Origin of the sequence: Polaribacter sp. BAL334, from assembly GCF_015767435.1 — a bacterium.
In the GTDB taxonomy this organism is placed as follows: Bacteria; Bacteroidota; Bacteroidia; order Flavobacteriales; family Flavobacteriaceae; genus Polaribacter.
Map to the genome: position 1 here is coordinate 1 of NZ_JADWOV010000230.1, position 18,988 is coordinate 18,988.

Here is an 18,988-nt window from a genome sequence, read left to right on the forward strand (position 1 = left end):
GTATATCTAATAGTTACACTTGTGTTAGAAGCAATATTAGCAGGCGTATATGTATTTCCAGAAATTGTTCCACCACCAGAAACAACAGACCAAGTTCCACCAGAAGGAGAACCCACTAAAGTTTTTGTTTGATTTTCAGTAATTGAAGCAGTTGAAGTGGTATTCACAGCTACAGGACAAGGAGTTACTGTAAAAGTAACATTAGCAGTAGAAGCATTACAACCACTAGCAGCAGCAATCGTATATCTAATAGTTACACTTGTGTTAGAAGCAATATTAGCAGGCGTATATGTATTTCCAGAAATTGTTCCACCACCAGAAACAACAGACCAAGTTCCACCAGAAGGAGAACCCACTAAAGTTTTTGTTTGATTTTCAGTGATTGAAGCAGTATTTGTAGTATTAGAAGCAGTAGTTGTACAAATTGTTAAATTACAATTGGTAGGTCTATCTGAAGGTCTCAATAATGCGTTTAATAACATTCTTTGACCATTTACTTCTGTACTATTATAACTATAACTATGACCAGCTAAATAATGAACATATCCTCCAACGCTTGAACCAGATGTTGATAATTTACCAACATAAGCTTTATAATTAGCACCATTACTACTATCATAAGCAACTCTTTTTCCAGGGTTTGTAGTAAATATAAAAGATTCTACTGAACCTCCTTCATCATTTAAAGCTCCATGAATTTGAATGTAAGGTTCGTCTGCATTATCATAAACGATATTTCCTCCTATATCTGGTTTGCTTGAAAATGTTGCTAATAAAGAACCGTTTGAAGAATTAGAATACGCTTCAACTCCTTCACACTGTCCTAAAAAATTACCCCCACTATTTAAAAATGTTTTTATATTGTTTACTAATGTGGAATTAATGTCCTTTGGTTTTGTGTGAGGTTCACTTACGAAAGTATAACACGAATTTCCATTGATAGATGAAGCAGAGTTTACAGTGGCGTAATGAGTATTATTTGTTAATCCAGCATTTGAATATACTCCTGTATGAATACTTGCATTGCCACCATTATTTAAAACAGCAGCTTTAGGCTTATGGTTTAATGTGTGTTTGATGTCAACAGTTGTATTAGCCGTTAATTCATAAACATTTACATTATTACCAAATGAAGAAATAATTGATAAGGCAGCAGTTTTATTAGCTGCATCAATAATTAATGGACCTGATCTAAAGCTGGTACTTGCTGTAGAACCTGAACTCGGTGAAACACGTTTCGCATTTGCAGTAAAATCGATAGCATCTTTTGCTTTTCCAGATTTGATAGCCCATTTTAGTGGTATACCTGCGTGTAATAATCTTACAGCCAAACCATAAGCTTTCAAATTGAAAACACCTCCACTAGATTGTAATGTGTTATCCATTGGAATTACCAATGAACCTGAAGGAATTGTTTCATTAGCAAAAGCAGCAGACTCAAGTTCATCAAGTGAATTGGCTGCTGATTTGTTTAATTTTTCTGTTGTTGATTTTTCCCAAAAAGGATCATCATTGAAATTTTCAATTTGTTTCCAATTGGTCTCATGTTTTGTCCAAAAAGAAGCAGATTCTTTGGAAGCTTTTTCATTTTTTCCTGTTTCAAAAAAACTGAAACCTAAAGTTGTTTGTGATATTACAATCAAAATTAGGGTTAAAACGATTTTGTGTAATTTTGGTTTCATTTTTAGAATTTTGGGTGATACTTAGTAATAAATTTTTTGTTATTGTTTTAATATAAAATATTAAAATTATAGATGAAACTTATCTATAATTTTATGATGTTAATTTTGAAAATGAGTTAGATGTATTTATTTGTTTTGAAATCAACAACCACAAACTATTTTGATTTTTTAAATCAAAACTGTTGTTCAGGACATAAGAATAATTCTTCAGTCGAAAGAAAATACTTAATTTAAATGACATATATGTCAAAACTGTTCTGAAAAAGAAATGGTATTTGCCGAAAATATCTGCTTGAGTTGCAGATTCTAGAGTTTTATTACCTAGTTTTAGGTTTGTTATTGCGCCCAAAATCAAGATAATAAGACACATTGTAGGGGTTGTTGTCATATTATTTTGTTTTAATAATTTTTTTTTCTAAAATCGAATCAACGTTAGAAACCTTATAAATAGAGGCTTTCCTTGTTGGGGGGACACAATTTTTATTAAAAAATGAATTTTAATTTTAATTTAAAGAACTTTAATTTTTATTTATCACTTCATTCAAAGTCGACTACAAAATTACGAATATTTATTACTCAGCAAAATAAATGTTAAAGAAAATGTTAAATTGTTCTGAACGTGCATTTTGTTTATCTGAAAATCATCATAAAGTAAGGCTTTTTTTAATACTAAATAATCCAATAAATGTTATAAATCCATTAACTATTAAAAGTGCAAATCCAAAATCGAAATTTAAAAATGATAGAAATATTGAACTTATAACATAAGTGATGATTGGAGATGAAATACAGATTATTGGTACTATTTTATCTTTCACTTCAAACTTTGTAAAGAGCCCAAAAGCATACAATCCCAATAATGGTCCATAAGTATAGTTGGCGAATGTGAAGATTTTAGCAATCACACTTTCATCTGCAATAAAATATTTGAAAATCAAAATAGTAGCTATTAAAACAAAGGAAAATAATACATGAATTTGCTTGCGTATTTTTTCTTGCTCAGTAGCATTTTTCTTTTTATCGATTTGTAAAATATCAATGCTAAATGATGTTGTTAAAGACGTGAGCGCAGAATCAGCACTTGAATACGCTGCTGCTATCAATCCTAAAATAAAGAAAACAGCAATTGAAAAACCTAACGTTCCATTAGTAGCAATCATTGGAAATAGTTGGTCTTTGTGAGCATCAATACCGTTTTTTTGAGCATAATCTGTTAATAAAATTCCTAGTGCCAAAAAGAAAAAATTCACAATGACCAATACAATCGTAAACCAAAACATATTTTTTTGAGCATCTTTTAAGTTTCTGCATGTCAGGTTTTTTTGCATCATATCTTGATCCAAACCTGTCATTACAATCGCAACAAATGCGCCAGCTAAAAACTGTTTCCAAAAGAAATTTCCTAATTTTATATCTTCAAAAAAGAAAATTTTTGAATACTCACTTTCGGAAACATAAGAAAAAATATTGGAGATATTGAGTTCATCAGAAATTGTATAAATGCAAACTCCAACTGCAATTAACATGAACAATGTTTGCAAGGTATCTGTCCAAACAATGGTTTTAATTCCCCCTTTAAAGGTATAAATCCAAATCAATAAAATGGTGATGCAAACTGTTACCCAAAAAGGAATTCCATACGCATCAAACAAGATGATTTGCAACACATTTGCCACTAAAAATAAACGAAATGAGGCGCCAATTATTCTGGAAAGTAAGAAAAAACTTGCGCCAGTTTTGTAGGAATATTCGCCAAAACGACCTTGTAAATAGGTGTAAATGGAGGTTAAATTGAGTCGATAATATAATGGTAACAGCACCAATCCAATCACTGCATATCCTACAATATAACCCAAAACCATTTGCATATAACTCATGCTTTGGGCTTCAACCCAACCAGGAACTGAGATAAAAGTTACACCCGAAAGTGAAGCCCCAATCATTCCAAAAGCCACTAAATACCAAGGTGAAGCATTATTTGCTTTGAAAAAAGTTGAATTATTGGCTGATTTTCCTGTGAAATAAGAAATTAAAATCAATACTGAAAAATAAGCGAAAATTAAGAGTATGATATAAATTGGTTGCATTTAAAAATTACGAATGATGAATTACGAATTACGAATTACGAATATAGTTTTTTTATAGAATAGAAAAGTGAAATAAAAAAATCAATTTTAATTTCACTTCTCACTTCTCACTTCTCATTTCGACTTTTGACTTTTTTCTTTTCTCTTTTCTCTTTTTTCTTGATTCTTTTTTCTTGATTCTTTTCTCTTTATTCACTTAAATTTGCAATTATGGATTTTTCATCAAAATTATTAGAAAATGCGGTAAACGAAATGTCAAGATTGCCAGGAATTGGCAAACGAACTGCATTGCGTTTGGTGTTGCATTTATTAAAACAGCCTAAAGAAAATACAACGTATTTATCAGAAGCATTATTGCATTTGAGAAATGATGTAAAAAACTGCGAAAAATGTCATAATATTTCTGATACAGTTTTGTGTGCTATCTGTAATAATCCCAAGCGAAATCCTGACATTGTTTGCGTTGTTGAGGATATTAGAGATGTAATGGCGATAGAAAGTACGTCTCAATTCAATGGATTGTATCATGTTTTGGGAGGTAAAATTTCTCCCATTGAAGGAATTGGACCTCAAAATTTAAAAATTGATTCATTGGTAAAAAAGGTTTCAAATGGCGAAATAAAAGAGCTGATTTTTGCGCTAAGTTCCACTATGGAAGGTGATACTACCAATTTTTATATTTATAAACAAATTGAAAAGTTTACCATTATTACATCAACCATTGCTAGAGGAATTTCGGTAGGAGACGAATTGGAATTTGCAGATGAAATTACTTTAGGAAGGAGTATTGTGCATAGAATTCCTTTTGAGCAAAGTATTAGGGGTTAAATTTTCTTAAAAACAGAAATAGTAACGTTATTATTACTATTGGTTTCGGAAATACTAAACTTTGTGTTATTTTCTAAAAAAGTAACCGTTATTTCGTTAAATGAGCCATTTGTGTTAATTTGGTATTTAGTATTTCCAAGATGTAACCAAGAAGAAATTATTTGATTACCTGCAACACAAGTAGTATTAGGCATAGTATAAAATTGTCTTCTTAAAATTCGGTCAGATTCAAAAGAAAAAGTAGTTTGTTTGGTGCAGTCTGTTATGGTTTCATTGTTGTCAACTATTTGCGATTCTAAATTCCAATTACCAGTTATAGCATCAGAAGATTCTGGAACTGCATCATTTGTGCTGCAAGAAAAAATGAAAGCAGTAGCAACAAATAAATAAAGAAATTTTTTCATTTTCAATAATGTTTTTTAGTTTGCTGACAAAACTAACTAAAAATATAATAGCAGCAAATTGTGAACTATTTTTTTATTCATTGCCTTCTAAAACATCTTTTTCAGCTTTTTCCCAAGATTTTTTCTCGCGAATTTTTTTGTACAATTTTATTCCCAGCATCAAAACAATTCCGAAAACAAAAATCCCAACCACTCCCCAAATCCAGTTGATTGAATCTTTTAATGTGATTAAAAAAATCACTGCAAATAAAATAATCGTAGCAACTTCGTTCCAAATTCGGAGTTTAAAAGCGGAGTGTTTTATGATGTCTTTTTGCAATTGACTATAAATTCGTTGGCAAGAAAAATGATATAAAAACAATGCCAAAACAAAGGAAAGTTTTATCAACATCCAAGGTTCTGAAAAATAATACAATGGATTTGTAAACAACATCCAAAAAGCAAAAAAACTTGCCAAAATCGCAGAAGGCCAAGTAATGATATACCACAATCTTTTGCTCATCAATTTGTATTGCGTTTGCAAAATTTGTTTATCAGGTTGTGGTTTACTTTCAGCTTCCACATGATAAATAAACAAACGAACAATATAAAATAATCCTGCAAACCAAGTAATTACAAAAATGATATGCAATGCTTTTATGTATAAAAAATCCATTTGGTAAAGTTAGTTTAAAAGTGGCAAAGTTTCAAAGTTTCAATGAGGCAAAGTTTAAAAGTTAAGTAATCTACCAAAAACTAAAAATTCAAAACTAAAAACTACTTACTTTTCCAATCATTGATCCAAGAAACCATCACATCAACCCAATCATCATTGTCATTCATACAAGGAATATGTTTGTAATTTGTTCCTCCAGCTTCCAAAAATTCCTCTTTTCCTTCCATGGCAATTTCTTCCAACGTTTCTAAACAATCAGAAACAAAAGCAGGTGTTACAACTGCTAGTTTCTTTTTGCCTAATTCAGGAAATTTTTCCAATTCAAAGTCTGTATATGGTTTTAACCAAGGATCTTTTAACAATCTTGATTGAAAAGAATTGCTGTGATTGGTTTCATTCAATCCTAATTCTTTCGCAATAGCTTTTGTAGTTTCAAAACATTGATGTCTGTAACAAGTATGATGTGCCACTGAATTTCGCTCACAGCAAGAGCCATCTAATTTACAATGACTTTTTGTTGGATCGGATTTTTTAATATGCCTTTCAGGAATTCCATGATACGAAAACAACACATGATCATAGTCAAAACCTTTTAAATGATTGGCAATATTATCACTCATTGCTTTGATATAATCTGGTTTATTATAAAAAGGAGGCAACACATCCAAAATGACATTTGGGTATTTTTCAGCAATAATTTCCTCTGCTTTTACCACAACAGTTTCATACGAAGACATGGCATAATGTGGATATAAAGGCACTAAAAAGATTTCAGTAACGCCTTTATCAACCAGATTTTTAATGCCTTTTTCCATACTCATAGAACCATAACGCATCGCAAGTTCAACAGGAATGTCAATTTTTTGTTTGATTTTTTCTGTAAATCTTTCTGAAATTACCACTAATGGAGAACCTTCATCCCACCAAATTTTTTTGTACGCTTTGGCAGATTTTTTTGGACGAAAATTCAAAATAATTCCTTTGATTAAAATGTAGCGTTTCCAATAATCAATGTCAATGACACGTTCGTCCATTAAAAACTCATCCAGATATTTTTTAACATCTTTGATTTCTGTGGAATCTGGGGATCCTAAATTGTTTAATAATATTCCTTTCATGGTAAGGTTTAAAAGTTTAAAAGTTTCAAGTTTAAAAGTTGAAATCCTCTTGTTATTCTGAACTTGTTTTTGTCATTCTGAACTTGTTTCAGAATCTTATTTTTAATTTTCGCTAAAAGCTAAAAGCCAATAGCTAATTTCCTAACTGATTCGTAATTTCATACAATGCAATCGCTAAACTATGAATCACATTCATACTAGAATTTCTTCCATACATTGGGATTGCAATGGTGAAATCTGTCAAACTTACATTTGAAATTCCATTTCGTTCACTTCCCAAAATTAATGCGATTTTTTCATGATTTTTAAAATTAAAATCTTGAATATTGATGCTTTTATCAGTAATTTCTATGCCAATGATTGTAAAGCCAAGTCGCTTTAAAAGGGTTATTTTTTCATCAAAATCACTATAAAATTCGCATTCAATTTGGAATAATGTATTTCTTGCGGTCTTAACTACTTTTCTATTTTCGTCAAAAGGAGAGCTTTCGTGCAAATAAATTTTTTCCACACCAAAACTTTCTGCAACTCGAAAACACATTCCAACGTTTTCGGGAGTTCTGATAGCATCACAAACAATGTGAATTGGAAATTTTTGATGCTTATTTTGTATATTTTCGTGAGTGAGTTGTTTCAATTTTAGGATGTTTAGTTTTTAATGAAATTCACAAATGATGGGCATATGATCACTTTTTGATAGCCAATTTTCTGGACGACCAATTTCAATATTTCTTAATTTTTTTTGAAATGATTGGCTTCCGAAAAAATAATCTATATGATAAGGTCTTTCAATTTTTCGTTGAAAAAAAAGTGTTGGAATTGTCTCATTACCTTGTTTTTCTCCTGTAAATTTATGATAAATGCTCTCTATTCCTAATTCTTCTAGGTCTTTTACAATATCAGAATGATTCCACCATCTGTCCCATACATCCCAAATTGAATTGCTATTGAAGTCTCCAGCCAAAAGAATATTTTGAAATTTACTTTTATTTACTTGGAAATATTTCCAAAATTGACCAATATATCCAAAAATAGGTGAGTTATTTCTATGAGTCCAAACTGCAAGTAAATTAAATTCATTATTTACAGAGCAAGGTAAAAAGTATTTCACTGTGTGGTCTTTAAATTCATTTGACCAATTTAATTTTTTTATTTGGTTTTCTTTTCTTGTGAAAATAGCAAGCCCTTTATTTTTTGAATCTCCAATCCAAATAAAATTTTCTGCCCATTCTTTATAGCTTTTATGATTGGTCTCATCAGGATTTTCACATTCTTGAATGATGTAAATATCTGCATTCAAATGTAATATGTGTTCAAATTTATTTCTAAAAGCACCATTACAATTCCAAGAAACTATTCTCATTTTTTTTAATTTTTTTATTTAGAACAAAATCTAAAGTCAAAAGTCTAAAGACTCATAATATACTTTTTAGGAGTCGTTCCAAATTTTTTTCTGAAAGCCGCAATAAAATGACTTGCAGTGCTATAACCCACTTGAATTCCCACTTCATTGACATTGTATTGATTGGTTTCTAATAATTTACGAGCATATTCCATTTTATAATCAAACAAAAAACTATACACGGTATCTCCATAAATTTGTTTGAAACCTTCCTTTAGCTTTTTTAAATTCAAGCCAATTTCGTTCGCGAGTTCTTGTAAACTAGGTGGTTCAGCCATTCTTGAAATGATAATTTCTTTCGCTTTTCTAATTTTTAAAACGTTTTGTTCATCCACCAAAAAAGGACAATATTCTCCAATTGAAGCTTCATCTTTTTGAAAATGCAAACTCAATAGTTCGTAAATTTTACCTTTTATATACAATTCTCTGATAGAACTATTGACATTCGCATTGATGATTTGTTGCAACACAATAGCCACATTTGGTTTTATTTCACTGTCATCATAATATTTTTTATGACTATTTTCATTACTCAAAAAAGAAATATATCCTGATTCTTTTGAAAATAAAGAATGAAACTTTTCAATCGAAATTAAAAGTGAAATCAACGTTGTTTTTGGTTGAATTTCCAAATTTATAGGCAACGTTCTTTGTGGATTGTACAATAAAATAGAGCGATTGTCTAAAACATCAAAAGAATACGAGCCATTATTAAAAAGAAATTTTGAATTTCCTCTCAAACAAAAATGCAATTGAATAAAAGTGCTGTTGATTGTTCTTTCAAATGTTTGTTTTACAGCGCTTTCATTTTGAAAGTGAAGCACGTAAAACCCGTTTTCAAGGTTGACTTCTTCAATGGTACTTTCTCCGACATTTTTAAACATATAAAATTTTATTAATTCGATTCATTTTATTTAGAATGATTCTATATAAATTCAATTAAAAATCCTTATTTCTCTGCAAAAATAAGTATTTACAAGGTTTTAAATTGTAAAATTTTATTAAAAAACAGCGAACGTTATTAAAAGTACTTTTAGCGACACTTTTTCTTAGATGAAGTTTTTACTTTTGTCCCGTTTTTAAGAAAATATGCAGGAGAAAAAACAAATTCATTTTTACAACATTGGTGTCAGCTATAAAAAAGCAGATGCCACTATTCGTGGTAAATTTTCGTTATCAATAGAAAATCAAATAGCTTTATTAAACACTGCAAAAGAAAGAGGTTTTGAAGGTGTTTTTGTGTTGTCAACTTGTAACAGAACAGAAATTACAGGTTTTGCAGAACGTCCTTGCCAATTAATTGAATTATTTTGTGAATTTACAGAAGGCTCAATTCAAGAATTTGCAAAATATTCAAACATTTATAAAAATGATGAAGCCATTTCGCAACTTTATAGAGTTGGAACTGGTTTGGAAAGTCAAATTTTGGGTGACTATGAAATTGTTGGGCAATTAAGACAAGCATTTAAGCAAGCAAAAAACCTAAAAACGACAAATACATACCTTGAACGTTTGATGAATAGCGTGTTGCAAGCTAGTAAACACGTTAAAAATTTGACAAAAATAAGTTCAGGAACAACTTCTGTTTCTTACGCTGCTGTTCAATACATCATCAAAAATTTACCTGATTATGAAACCAAAAAAATACTCGTTTTTGGTTTGGGAAAAATGGGTATTCATACTTGTAAAAATTTAACAGAATATACCAATAACAACGCTGTTTGTTTGATCAATAGAACTGATGAAAAAGCAGCAGATTTTGTAAAAGAATACAAATCAATTAGAAAAGCTGCTTTTGAAAATCTTTCTGTAGAAATTGAAAATGCGGACGTTTTGATCGTGTCAACAGGAGCTGAAAAACCTACAATTACTAAAAATCATCTTTCTGAAAATAAAGAAATCTTGATTTTAGATTTATCAATGCCTGAAAATGTTTCTTTGGATGTTATTGATTATAAAGGTGTTACTTTGGTAAATGTAGATGAACTTTCCAAAATTACTGATGAAACGTTGGCAATTCGTCAACAAGAAATACCATTAGCGGAATCAATTATTGAAACACATAAAAAAGAATTCAACGATTGGCAAAACCATCGAAAATATTCTCCAGCAATTACTGCGCTAAAAAATTCTTTAGAGAATATTAAAAACGACGAAATCAACTTTCAGAGAAAAAAAATACCTAATTTTGACGAACATCAAGCAGAAATTATTTCTTCAAGAATCATTCAAAAAATTACAACACAGTTTGTAAAACATTTGAAAGATGAAGAAATATCTATTTCTCAAAGTTTAGAAGTAATTCATAAGGTATTTCAATCCTAAGTAGCAATTTAATGCAAAAAATAATAAAAATAGGTACTCGCGACAGTCAATTGGCTTTTTGGCAAGCAAATAAAGTACGCAAAGAATTAGAAGCTTTAGGATATGAAACTGAGATAGTTTCTATCAAATCTACAGGTGATATTGTGTTAGATAAACCTTTATATGAGCTTGGAATCACTGGGATTTTTACTAAAAATTTAGACCTTGCTTTGCTCGAAAACACCATTGATATTGCTGTGCATTCAATGAAAGATGTTCCTACAGTATTGCCAAAAGGGATTGTGCAAGCGGCTGTTTTGAAAAGAGCAAATTATAATGATATTTTGGTTTTAAAAGGCACTGAAGAATTTTTTGGTCAACCAAATGGCATTATTGCTACAGGAAGTTTGCGAAGAAAAGCGCAATGGCTGAATCGTTATCCAACTCATAAAGTGGTTGATTTACGTGGAAATGTAAATTCTCGCCTTGAAAAATTGGAAAATAATGATTGGGATGGAGCTGTTTTTGCGGCTGCTGGTTTAGAGCGTTTGGGCATAAGACCTGCTGGCGCAATCAATCTTTCTTGGATGATTCCTGCGCCTGCTCAGGGTGCAATTATGGTTGCCTGTCGTGAAAATGATGCTGAAATAGTAGAAGCAACTCAAAAATTAAATGATTATGAAACTCAGGTTTGCGTTGGTATTGAACGAGAATTTTTGAATTTATTAGAAGGTGGTTGCACTGCACCCATTGGAGCTTTGGCTTATGTTGAACAAAAAACGCAAGAGATTAATTTTAAGGGAATTTTGTTGAAAAAAGATGGCTCGAAAAAAATTACTGTAGCAAAAAATGCGCCTTTAGGACGTCATCGATATTTGGCGAAAGATTGTGCAGATTTTATCATCAATAAAGGAGGTAAAGAATTGATGTTGGAAGATGAAAATGGTTCTGTGGTTAAGCATACTATTTATTCAACAAAAAAATTATCTGAATCTCAAAAGAAATTGTTGCCAAGAACGATTGAAGTGTTGGATAGCGATTTTATCAAAATTCGTTTCAATAGAATTCCGCCAAAAGTAATGAAGGAGGAGATTGAAAATGTGGTAATTACAAGTCAGAATGGTGTTGAATCGATTTTGAATTCATTCACAAGAAACGAAATAAAGTTCAAAAATATTTTTTGTGTTGGAAGACGCACAAAAAACTTGATTGAAAATTCAATTGGAAAAGTAACTTTTACAGCTAAAAATGCAAAACAATTGGCTGAATATTTGTCAGAAAACCTGAAAAATAAGGAGATTACTTATTTTTGTAGCGATATTCGTATGGAAATTTTACCTGCGTATTTGCATGCTAAAAACATTGAAATGAATGAAGTTGAAGCATACAAAACCATGCTTAGTCCAGTGAAAATTGATGATGCTGTTGAGGGAGTTTTATTTTTTAGTCCATCAGGAATTGAAAGTTATTTGAAAAAAAATGACACGAACAGAACTGCTTTTTGTATTGGAGAATCAACTGCTGATGTTGCAAAAAAGTATTTTAAAAATGTTGTAATTTCAAATTTACCCAGTGTTGAAGATGTTTTAGAATTGGTAAAAAACCATTTTAAACAGTCTTAAATAATTCGTCAATCAAAAATTTAATATTATTTATAAGTTTTAACTTTTAAACTATAAAACATTTAAACTTTTAAACTACTTATAATGTTCAGAACCAGAAGACTCAGAAAAACGGCAGCCATTAGAAGATTGGTCAAAGAAACCAGTTTGTCTGTGGACGATTTTATATATCCACTTTTTATTGAAGAAGGTCACAATATTGAAACAGAAATCGCTTCAATGTCAGGCATCAAACGTTTTTCTTTGGATAGAATTTCAAAAGAATTAGACGAAGTTGTTGCCTTAAAAATTCCTGCAGTGTTGCTTTTCGGAATTCCGTCAAACAAAGACAATGAAGGAACAGAAACTTGGAACGAAAACGGAATTATGCAAAAATCGATTCGTTTCATCAAGCAAAATTATCCTGATTTATATGTAATTACAGACGTTTGTTTTTGCGAATACACTTCACATGGTCATTGTGGAATTATCCACGAAAATGATGTTGATAATGATGCCACTTTGGTAAATATTGCCAAGCAAGTAATTTCGCATGCAAAAGCGGGTGTTGACATGGTGGCACCTTCAGGAATGATGGATGGAACCATTGAAATGGTGCGTCAATCTTTGGATAATTCAGGTTTTTCTGATTTGCCAATTATGGCATATTCAGTAAAATATGCCTCTGCTTTTTACGGTCCTTTTAGAGATGCAGCAGATTCTGCGCCTACTTTTGGAGACCGAAAAACCTATCAAATGGATCCTGCAAATAGAGAAGAAGGTTTGCGAAAAGCCACTTTTGATGATGAAGAAGGAGCTGATATTTTGATGGTAAAACCAGCATTGTCTTATTTAGATATTATTCGCGATTTGAAAAACAATTTTGACAGACCTATTGCGTGTTATAATGTAAGTGGTGAATATGCCATGATCAAAGCAGCTGCCGAAAAAGGTTGGATTGATGGTGAAAAAGTAATGATGGAAAGTTTGCTTTCAATGAAAAGAGCAGGAGCTGATATTATCATTACGTATTTTGCTAAAGAGGCAGCAAGAATATTGAATAAATAACATGTAACAATTAGCTATTAGCATTTGGCTAATGGCAAAAAGCTAAATGTCAAAAGCTAAAAAAATGAACTTCAAAAAATCACAAAAATTATACGAACAAGGATTGATAAACCTTGTTGGCGCTGTAAATTCTCCTGTAAGAGCCTTTGCTTCTGTAGGCGGAAATCCGCTGTTTATCAAGAAAGCAAAAGGTTCTAAAATCATTGATGTTGATGACAATGAATACCTAGATTTGGTGCTTTCTTATGGACCAATGGTTTTGGGTCATCGTCATAAAAAAGTGCAAAAAGCGGTTCACAAAGCGCTGAAAAATGGTTATTCATTTGGTGCATCAACAGAAAATGAAATTATTTTAGCAAAAATTGTTTGTGATGCTTTTCCAGGAATGGACAAAGTTCGTTTCGTAAATTCTGGAACTGAAGCTGTCATTAGTGGAATTCGCTTGGCGAGAGCGTTTACTGGAAAAGATAAAATCATCAAATTTGCTGGATGTTATCATGGTCATCAAGATGCATTATTGGTGGCAGCAGGTTCAGGTTTGGCAACATTGAGTTTGCCAGGAAGTTTGGGTGTGCCAGAAGGAGCTGTAAAAAATACCTTGATTTCAGAATATAATAATTTAGAAAGTGTCAAAAAACACTTTGAAAATGACGATAATATAGCAGCAGTCATCATTGAACCTATCTGTGGAAATATGGGTGTTGCCATTCCTCAAGATAATTTTTTGAAAGAGTTAAAAGCATTTTTAGAATCTAAAGGAGCTTTGTTAATTGCGGATGAAGTGATGACTGGTTTTCGTTCTAAATTTGGTGGAGCTCAAGAATTATTGGGTGTTGAAGCAGATATCACTTGCTTGGGAAAAGTAATTGGAGGTGGATTTCCTGTAGGTGCTTACGGAGCAAGAAATGAAATTATGGAAAAAGTGGCCCCTTTAGGTGGTATGTATCAAGCAGGAACGTTGAGTGGGAATCCAATTGCAATGGCAGGAGGAATTTCAACTTTGACCGAATTGAAAAAACAAAATCCGTATCAAAAGTTTGAGGAAATTGGCGCAATTTTAGAAGTAATTTTATTAGAAACTGCCAAAAAATATCATGTTGATTTGGTTGTAAATCGTTTTGGTTCCATGATGAATCCATTTTTTACAAATATCAAAGTCACTAATTTCAAAGAAGCACAAACTTCAGACACCAAAAAGTTTGCAGTTTTCTTTTGGGAAATGATAAAAAACGGCGTCTTTTTACCTCCATCACAATTTGAAGCATGGTTTTTATCTTCAGCAATTTCAGAAAAAGATATAAAGATATTTGCAAAAGCAGTTGATAAGGCAATGTTTGCAGTTTCGGAAATGAAATCAAATACTAATTTATAAGCTTTAAGTTCAATAGCTAAAAGCCAACAGCCAGATTATGATAAAAAACGACCTATTTCTAAAAGCCTTAAAAGGCGAAACTGTGCAAAGACCTCCAGTTTGGATGATGCGTCAAGCAGGAAGATATTTGCCTGAATTTCAGGAAATCAAAGCAAAATATGATTTTTTTACACGTTGTCAAACTCCAGAATTGGCATCAGAAATTACTGTTCAGCCCATTCGTAGATTTGGAATGGATGCAGCCATTTTGTTTTCTGATATTTTGGTAGTTCCGCAAGCAATGAATATTGAAGTGGAGATGAAATCCAATTTTGGTCCTTATTTACCCAATCCAATTCGAAATCAAAAGGACTTAGACAGTGTTGTGATTCCTGATGTTCATCAAGAATTGGGATATGTGATGGAAGCCATAAAAATGACAAAAGAGAAACTCAACAACGAAATTCCGTTGATTGGTTTTGCGGGTTCTCCTTGGACAATTTTGTGTTATTGTGTTCAAGGTCAAGGCTCTAAAACTTTTGACAAAGCAAAAGAACTTTGTTTTACAAATCCAGTTGTGGCGCATTCATTATTGCAAAAAATTACAGATACAACCATTGCGTATCTAAAAGCAAAAGTGGCAGCTGGTGTTGATGCTGTACAAATTTTTGATTCTTGGGGAGGCATGTTATCGCCAACAGATTATGAAACGTTTTCTTGGCAATACATTCAGCAAATTATTGATGCGTTGAAAGATTCAACTCCAGTAATCGCTTTCGGAAAAGGCTGTTGGTTTGCATTGCACACCATGGCTAGGTCTGGAGCTTCAGCTTTGGGCGTTGATTGGACGTGTTCTGCAAGAAATGCACGTTATTTATCAGGAGGAAATATTACCTTACAAGGAAATTTTGATCCTGCAAGATTGTTATCTCCACCTTCAGAAATCAGAAAAATGGTGCATCAAATGATTAATGAATTCGGAAAAGATAGATATGTGGTGAATTTAGGACATGGAATTTTGCCAAATATTCCTCTCGAAAATGCGAAAGTTTTTGTAGATGCTGTTAAAGAATATCGTCAGTAATTTTTGGGCGTTCCCTAAAGGTCGCGCTTTCCATTATATCTTTTTGCGAAAAAGCAAAAAGGATGTCATTTCAATCGCTAACGCAAGAGGGTTATGATTAAAAACATCATTTTAGGAATCAAAGAATATGGAGGTGCTTTTGCGCTAATCTCTAAACTAAAACTTTGGAAATATTTTATAATTCCTGTATTTATTAGTATTTTGACGGCTGTTTTAATTGCGCTTGAAGCCTATATTTTGTCTGATAATATTGGTGCTTTTATCTCAAAAGCATGGATTTGGGATTGGGGCAAAGAAACTTTTACTCGGTTGAGTAATTTTTTTGGAGCAGTAATCATCATCATTCTTGGATTGATTGTTTACAAACATATAATATTGGCATTTTCTGCGCCATTTATGAGTATTGTTTCCGAAAAAATAGAATTTCATTTGTATGGAGATGTAAAACATTTACATCGAAAATCTTCTTTTTTCGAGCAATTAATCAGAGGAATTCGAATTAATATTAGAAATTTATCCAAAGAATTGTTGTTCAGTTTGCCGCTTTTAATTCTGAAATTTATTCCCATCGTAAATTTTTTTTCAACAATATTATTGTTTTTATTGCAAGCATATTATGCAGGTTTTGGAAATATGGATTATACCTTAGAACGTCATTTTAATTATAGAGATAGCGTACATTTCATTCAAAAAAGAAGAGGTTTCGCTATTGGAAATGGGATTGTTTTTATGCTGTGTTTATTGATTCCGGTTGTCGGAATTATCATAGTTTTGCCATTGTCAGTAACTGCTGCAACCACAAAAACACTCAGTTTGTTGCATGATAAACACGAAATTGTGTATGAAAGATAAGTTTTATAAGTATATCGAAAATCTTCAAAATACCATTACTTCAACATTAGAAGCAATTGATGGAAAAGCCATTTTCAAGGAAGATATTTGGGTGCGTGAAGAAGGTGGAGGAGGCAAAACCAGAGTCATTGAAAATGGTACAATCTTCGAAAAAGGGGGCGTAAATATTTCTTCTGTGTATGGAGAATTGCCTGAAGTTTTAAGAAATCAATTTGGGGTAAAAGAAGGGAATTTTTATGCTTGTGGACTCAGTTTGGTATTGCATCCCATCAATCCTTTTGTGCCAACTGTTCATGCAAATTGGCGTTATTTTGAAATGTACAATGCATCAGGAGAAATCGTTACGCAATGGTTTGGTGGTGGTCAAGATTTGACTCCTTATTATTTGTTTGACGAAGATGCAATTCATTTTCATCAGGTTTGTAAAACGGCTTGTGACAAGCATCATCTAGATTTTTATCCAACTTTCAAGAAAAATTGTGATGCCTATTTTTGGAATGCACACAGAAATGAAGCACGTGGAATTGGCGGTTTGTTTTTCGATTATTTGAAAGAAACTGAGGAATTTTCTATGGAAAATCGATATGATTTTGTCACTGAAATTGGGAATAGTTTCCTCAATTCTTATGTTCCAATTGTTGAAAAAAGAAAAAATATCAACTTCACTCAGCAACAAAAAGATTGGCAGGAAATTCGCAGAGGACGTTATGTGGAGTTTAATTTGGTGCATGATAAAGGGACTCTTTTCGGACTAAAAACAAACGGACGCATTGAAAGTATTTTGATGAGTTTACCTCCAAAAGTACAATGGAAATATGATTTTCATCCAGCAGAACATTCAGAAGAAGCTAATTTATTGGAGGTTTTGAAAAATCCTAAAAGTTGGATATAGCTTTATAATTTTTAAAATTTGTTGATTTTATTGTGTATTCAATAATTTTGGCATTTGATAAAGTTATTTTATTGTTAATAATATAATTTTAATCTAAAATATCTTTCGATTTTCAATTTTTTTTTAAAATGAATTCAACCCTTTTTTTGTATTTTTGCCAACATAAAAAGGATTCACATGTCTAGATTTGAATTAAAGCTACCAAAAATGGGTGAAAGTGTTGCTGAGGCAACCATTACATCTTGGTTAAAAGAAGTTGGAGATACTATTGAATTGGATGAAGCTGTTGTGGAAATTGCAACAGACAAAGTAGATTCAGAAGTGCCAAGTGAAGTGGAAGGAACTTTGGTTGAAATCTTATTTGAAAAAGATGCGATTGTTCAGGTTGGACAAACGATTGCGATTATTGAAACTAGCAGTGACTCAGCTCCAAAAATTCAAAAGCAAGAAGTTGAAATTCCTGCTGAGGTACAAGAAGTTGAAAAAACGATTGAAAAAGCAGCCGAAATTATAGCAACTCCTATCACAAAGACTTCTGATTCTGGAAAATTTTATTCGCCTTTAGTTAGAAATATTGCGCAAACGGAAGGGGTTTCGATGCAAGAACTTGAGGCTATTTCTGGAACAGGAAAAGACGGAAGAGTTACCAAAGAAGATATTTTACAGTTTATAGATCATAAAAAAGTGGCTCCAAAAGTAGCTGTAACTCCAACTCCAGTTCAGGAAAAACCAGTAACAACTGTTCAAAAAGAACAGCCAAAAGCACCAGTTTCTGTGAATGGTGGTGACGAAATTATCGAAATGAGCAGAATGGGTAAATTGATTGCAAAACACATGGTAGATTCTGTTCAGACTTCTGCTCACGTGCAATCGTTTATCGAAATTGATGTGACGAATATCGTAAAATGGCGTGACAAAGTAAAAGATGCTTTCTTGAAAAGAGAAGGAGAGAAGCTGACTTTCACCCCTATTTTAATGCATGCTGTTGCTGCTACTATCAAAAAATACCCGATGATTAATATTACGGTTGATGGCGATAAAATCATCAAACGTAAAAATATCAACCTAGGAATGGCAGCTTCTTTACCAGATGGAAATCTCATTGTTCCTGTGATTAAAAATGCAGATCAATTGAATTTGGTGGGCATGACCAAACAAGTGAATGACCTTGCAAACAGAGCAAGAATCAATCAGTTAAAACCTGATGAAATTCAAAATGGAACCTACACTGTAACCAATGTAGGTAGTTTTGGGTCGGTAATGGGAACACCTATTATCAATCAACCACAAGTGGCAATTTTGGCTTTGGGTGCTATCAGAAAAGTACCAGCCGTAATCGAAACACCTGAAGGCGATTTTATTGGCATCAGACAAAAAATGTTTGTGTCGCATTCTTATGACCATAGAGTTGTGAATGGAGCTTTGGGTGGCATGTTTATCAGTACTTTAAAAGACATTTTAGAATCTTGGGATGTGAATCAGGATTTTTGAAGTTAGCTGTTGGCTTTTAGCTGTTGGCATTTAGTAGTTGGCTTTTAGGGTTTATTATTCAAGGTTGGTTGTTTCTTAATTATCTTTTTTGATTTATTAATTGAATTTAAGGGTTCGTTAATAGGATTTACTGTTACATTAATAGGAATTGTGGGTTCATTAATAGGAA

General features: G+C 32.0%; 17 protein-coding genes. 9 read left to right on the plus strand and 8 right to left on the minus strand.

Annotated elements, in window-relative coordinates; translation table 11 throughout:
* Nucleotides 1-1,682, minus strand: a 1,682-nt coding sequence (locus tag IU405_RS02340; RefSeq protein WP_197437004.1) for a hypothetical protein, incomplete at its 3' end; no start/stop codon positions are given.
* 644 nt (nucleotides 1,683-2,326) lie between these two features.
* Nucleotides 2,327-3,769 carry a sodium:solute symporter gene (locus IU405_RS02345; protein ID WP_197437005.1) on the minus strand — a complete coding sequence of 481 codons (1,443 nt, stop codon included), beginning with the start codon at nucleotides 3,767-3,769 and terminating at the stop codon, nucleotides 2,327-2,329.
* Nucleotides 3,770-3,979: 210 nt separating this feature from the next.
* Between IU405_RS02345 and recR the strand changes: the two genes are divergently transcribed.
* Nucleotides 3,980-4,597 (plus strand): recombination mediator RecR, encoded by a 618-nt coding sequence (gene recR / locus IU405_RS02350; RefSeq protein ID WP_197437006.1) that lies wholly within the window; start codon nucleotides 3,980-3,982, stop codon nucleotides 4,595-4,597.
* Here recR and IU405_RS02355 read toward each other — a convergent pair.
* The 6 genes from IU405_RS02355 to IU405_RS02380 all read right to left on the minus strand — a co-directional run bounded on the left by IU405_RS02355 (nucleotide 4,594) and on the right by IU405_RS02380 (nucleotide 9,060).
* A complete protein-coding gene (locus tag IU405_RS02355) occupies nucleotides 4,594-5,001 on the minus strand; it encodes a hypothetical protein (protein WP_197437007.1) in 408 nt (135 codons plus the stop codon). The two genes, recR and IU405_RS02355, sit on opposite strands and share 4 nt — an antisense overlap.
* A 73-nt stretch (nucleotides 5,002-5,074) precedes the next feature.
* Complete coding sequence (locus IU405_RS02360) at nucleotides 5,075-5,656, minus strand: CopD family protein (protein ID WP_197437008.1); 582 nt, start codon at nucleotides 5,654-5,656, stop codon at nucleotides 5,075-5,077.
* Nucleotides 5,657-5,757: 101 nt separating this feature from the next.
* Complete coding sequence (gene hemH / locus IU405_RS02365) at nucleotides 5,758-6,774, minus strand: ferrochelatase (protein WP_197437009.1); 1,017 nt, start codon at nucleotides 6,772-6,774, stop codon at nucleotides 5,758-5,760.
* Between the two features lie 133 nt (nucleotides 6,775-6,907).
* Nucleotides 6,908-7,411, minus strand: coding sequence for a TrmH family RNA methyltransferase (locus IU405_RS02370; protein ID WP_197437010.1), 504 nt, complete (start codon nucleotides 7,409-7,411; stop codon nucleotides 6,908-6,910).
* Nucleotides 7,412-7,429: 18 nt separating this feature from the next.
* Nucleotides 7,430-8,137, minus strand: a complete 708-nt coding sequence (locus IU405_RS02375) for an endonuclease/exonuclease/phosphatase family protein (RefSeq protein WP_197437011.1) — start codon at nucleotides 8,135-8,137, stop codon at nucleotides 7,430-7,432.
* Nucleotides 8,138-8,181: 44 nt separating this feature from the next.
* On the minus strand, nucleotides 8,182-9,060 hold the full coding sequence (locus tag IU405_RS02380) for a helix-turn-helix transcriptional regulator (protein ID WP_197437012.1): 879 nt from the start codon (nucleotides 9,058-9,060) through the stop codon (nucleotides 8,182-8,184).
* Nucleotides 9,061-9,265: 205 nt separating this feature from the next.
* On the opposite strand from IU405_RS02380, the gene hemA reads away from it, so the two are divergent.
* The 8 genes from hemA to IU405_RS02420 all read left to right on the plus strand — a co-directional run bounded on the left by hemA (nucleotide 9,266) and on the right by IU405_RS02420 (nucleotide 18,819).
* Complete coding sequence (hemA, locus tag IU405_RS02385) at nucleotides 9,266-10,501, plus strand: glutamyl-tRNA reductase (RefSeq protein ID WP_197437013.1); 1,236 nt, start codon at nucleotides 9,266-9,268, stop codon at nucleotides 10,499-10,501.
* Between the two features lie 11 nt (nucleotides 10,502-10,512).
* Complete coding sequence (gene hemC / locus IU405_RS02390; RefSeq protein ID WP_197437014.1) at nucleotides 10,513-12,102, plus strand: hydroxymethylbilane synthase; 1,590 nt, start codon at nucleotides 10,513-10,515, stop codon at nucleotides 12,100-12,102.
* An 84-nt stretch (nucleotides 12,103-12,186) separates the two neighbouring features.
* Nucleotides 12,187-13,149 carry a porphobilinogen synthase gene (gene hemB / locus IU405_RS02395; protein WP_197437015.1) on the plus strand — a complete coding sequence of 321 codons (963 nt, stop codon included), beginning with the start codon at nucleotides 12,187-12,189 and terminating at the stop codon, nucleotides 13,147-13,149.
* 64 nt (nucleotides 13,150-13,213) lie between these two features.
* Entirely contained in the window at nucleotides 13,214-14,521 is a 1,308-nt protein-coding gene (gene hemL / locus IU405_RS02400; protein ID WP_197437016.1) for a glutamate-1-semialdehyde 2,1-aminomutase, read from the plus strand.
* A 37-nt stretch (nucleotides 14,522-14,558) separates the two neighbouring features.
* Nucleotides 14,559-15,584 carry a uroporphyrinogen decarboxylase gene (hemE, locus tag IU405_RS02405; RefSeq protein ID WP_197437017.1) on the plus strand — a complete coding sequence of 342 codons (1,026 nt, stop codon included), beginning with the start codon at nucleotides 14,559-14,561 and terminating at the stop codon, nucleotides 15,582-15,584.
* Between the two features lie 93 nt (nucleotides 15,585-15,677).
* Nucleotides 15,678-16,436 (plus strand): EI24 domain-containing protein, encoded by a 759-nt coding sequence (locus IU405_RS02410; protein ID WP_197437018.1) that lies wholly within the window; start codon nucleotides 15,678-15,680, stop codon nucleotides 16,434-16,436.
* Nucleotides 16,426-17,328 carry an oxygen-dependent coproporphyrinogen oxidase gene (gene hemF / locus IU405_RS02415; protein WP_197437019.1) on the plus strand — a complete coding sequence of 301 codons (903 nt, stop codon included), beginning with the start codon at nucleotides 16,426-16,428 and terminating at the stop codon, nucleotides 17,326-17,328. Before IU405_RS02410 ends, hemF begins: the two co-directional genes overlap by 11 nt.
* A gap of 177 nt (nucleotides 17,329-17,505) precedes the next feature.
* Entirely contained in the window at nucleotides 17,506-18,819 is a 1,314-nt protein-coding gene (locus IU405_RS02420) for a dihydrolipoamide acetyltransferase family protein (RefSeq protein WP_197437020.1), read from the plus strand.
* Nucleotides 18,820-18,988 lie beyond the last annotated feature (169 nt).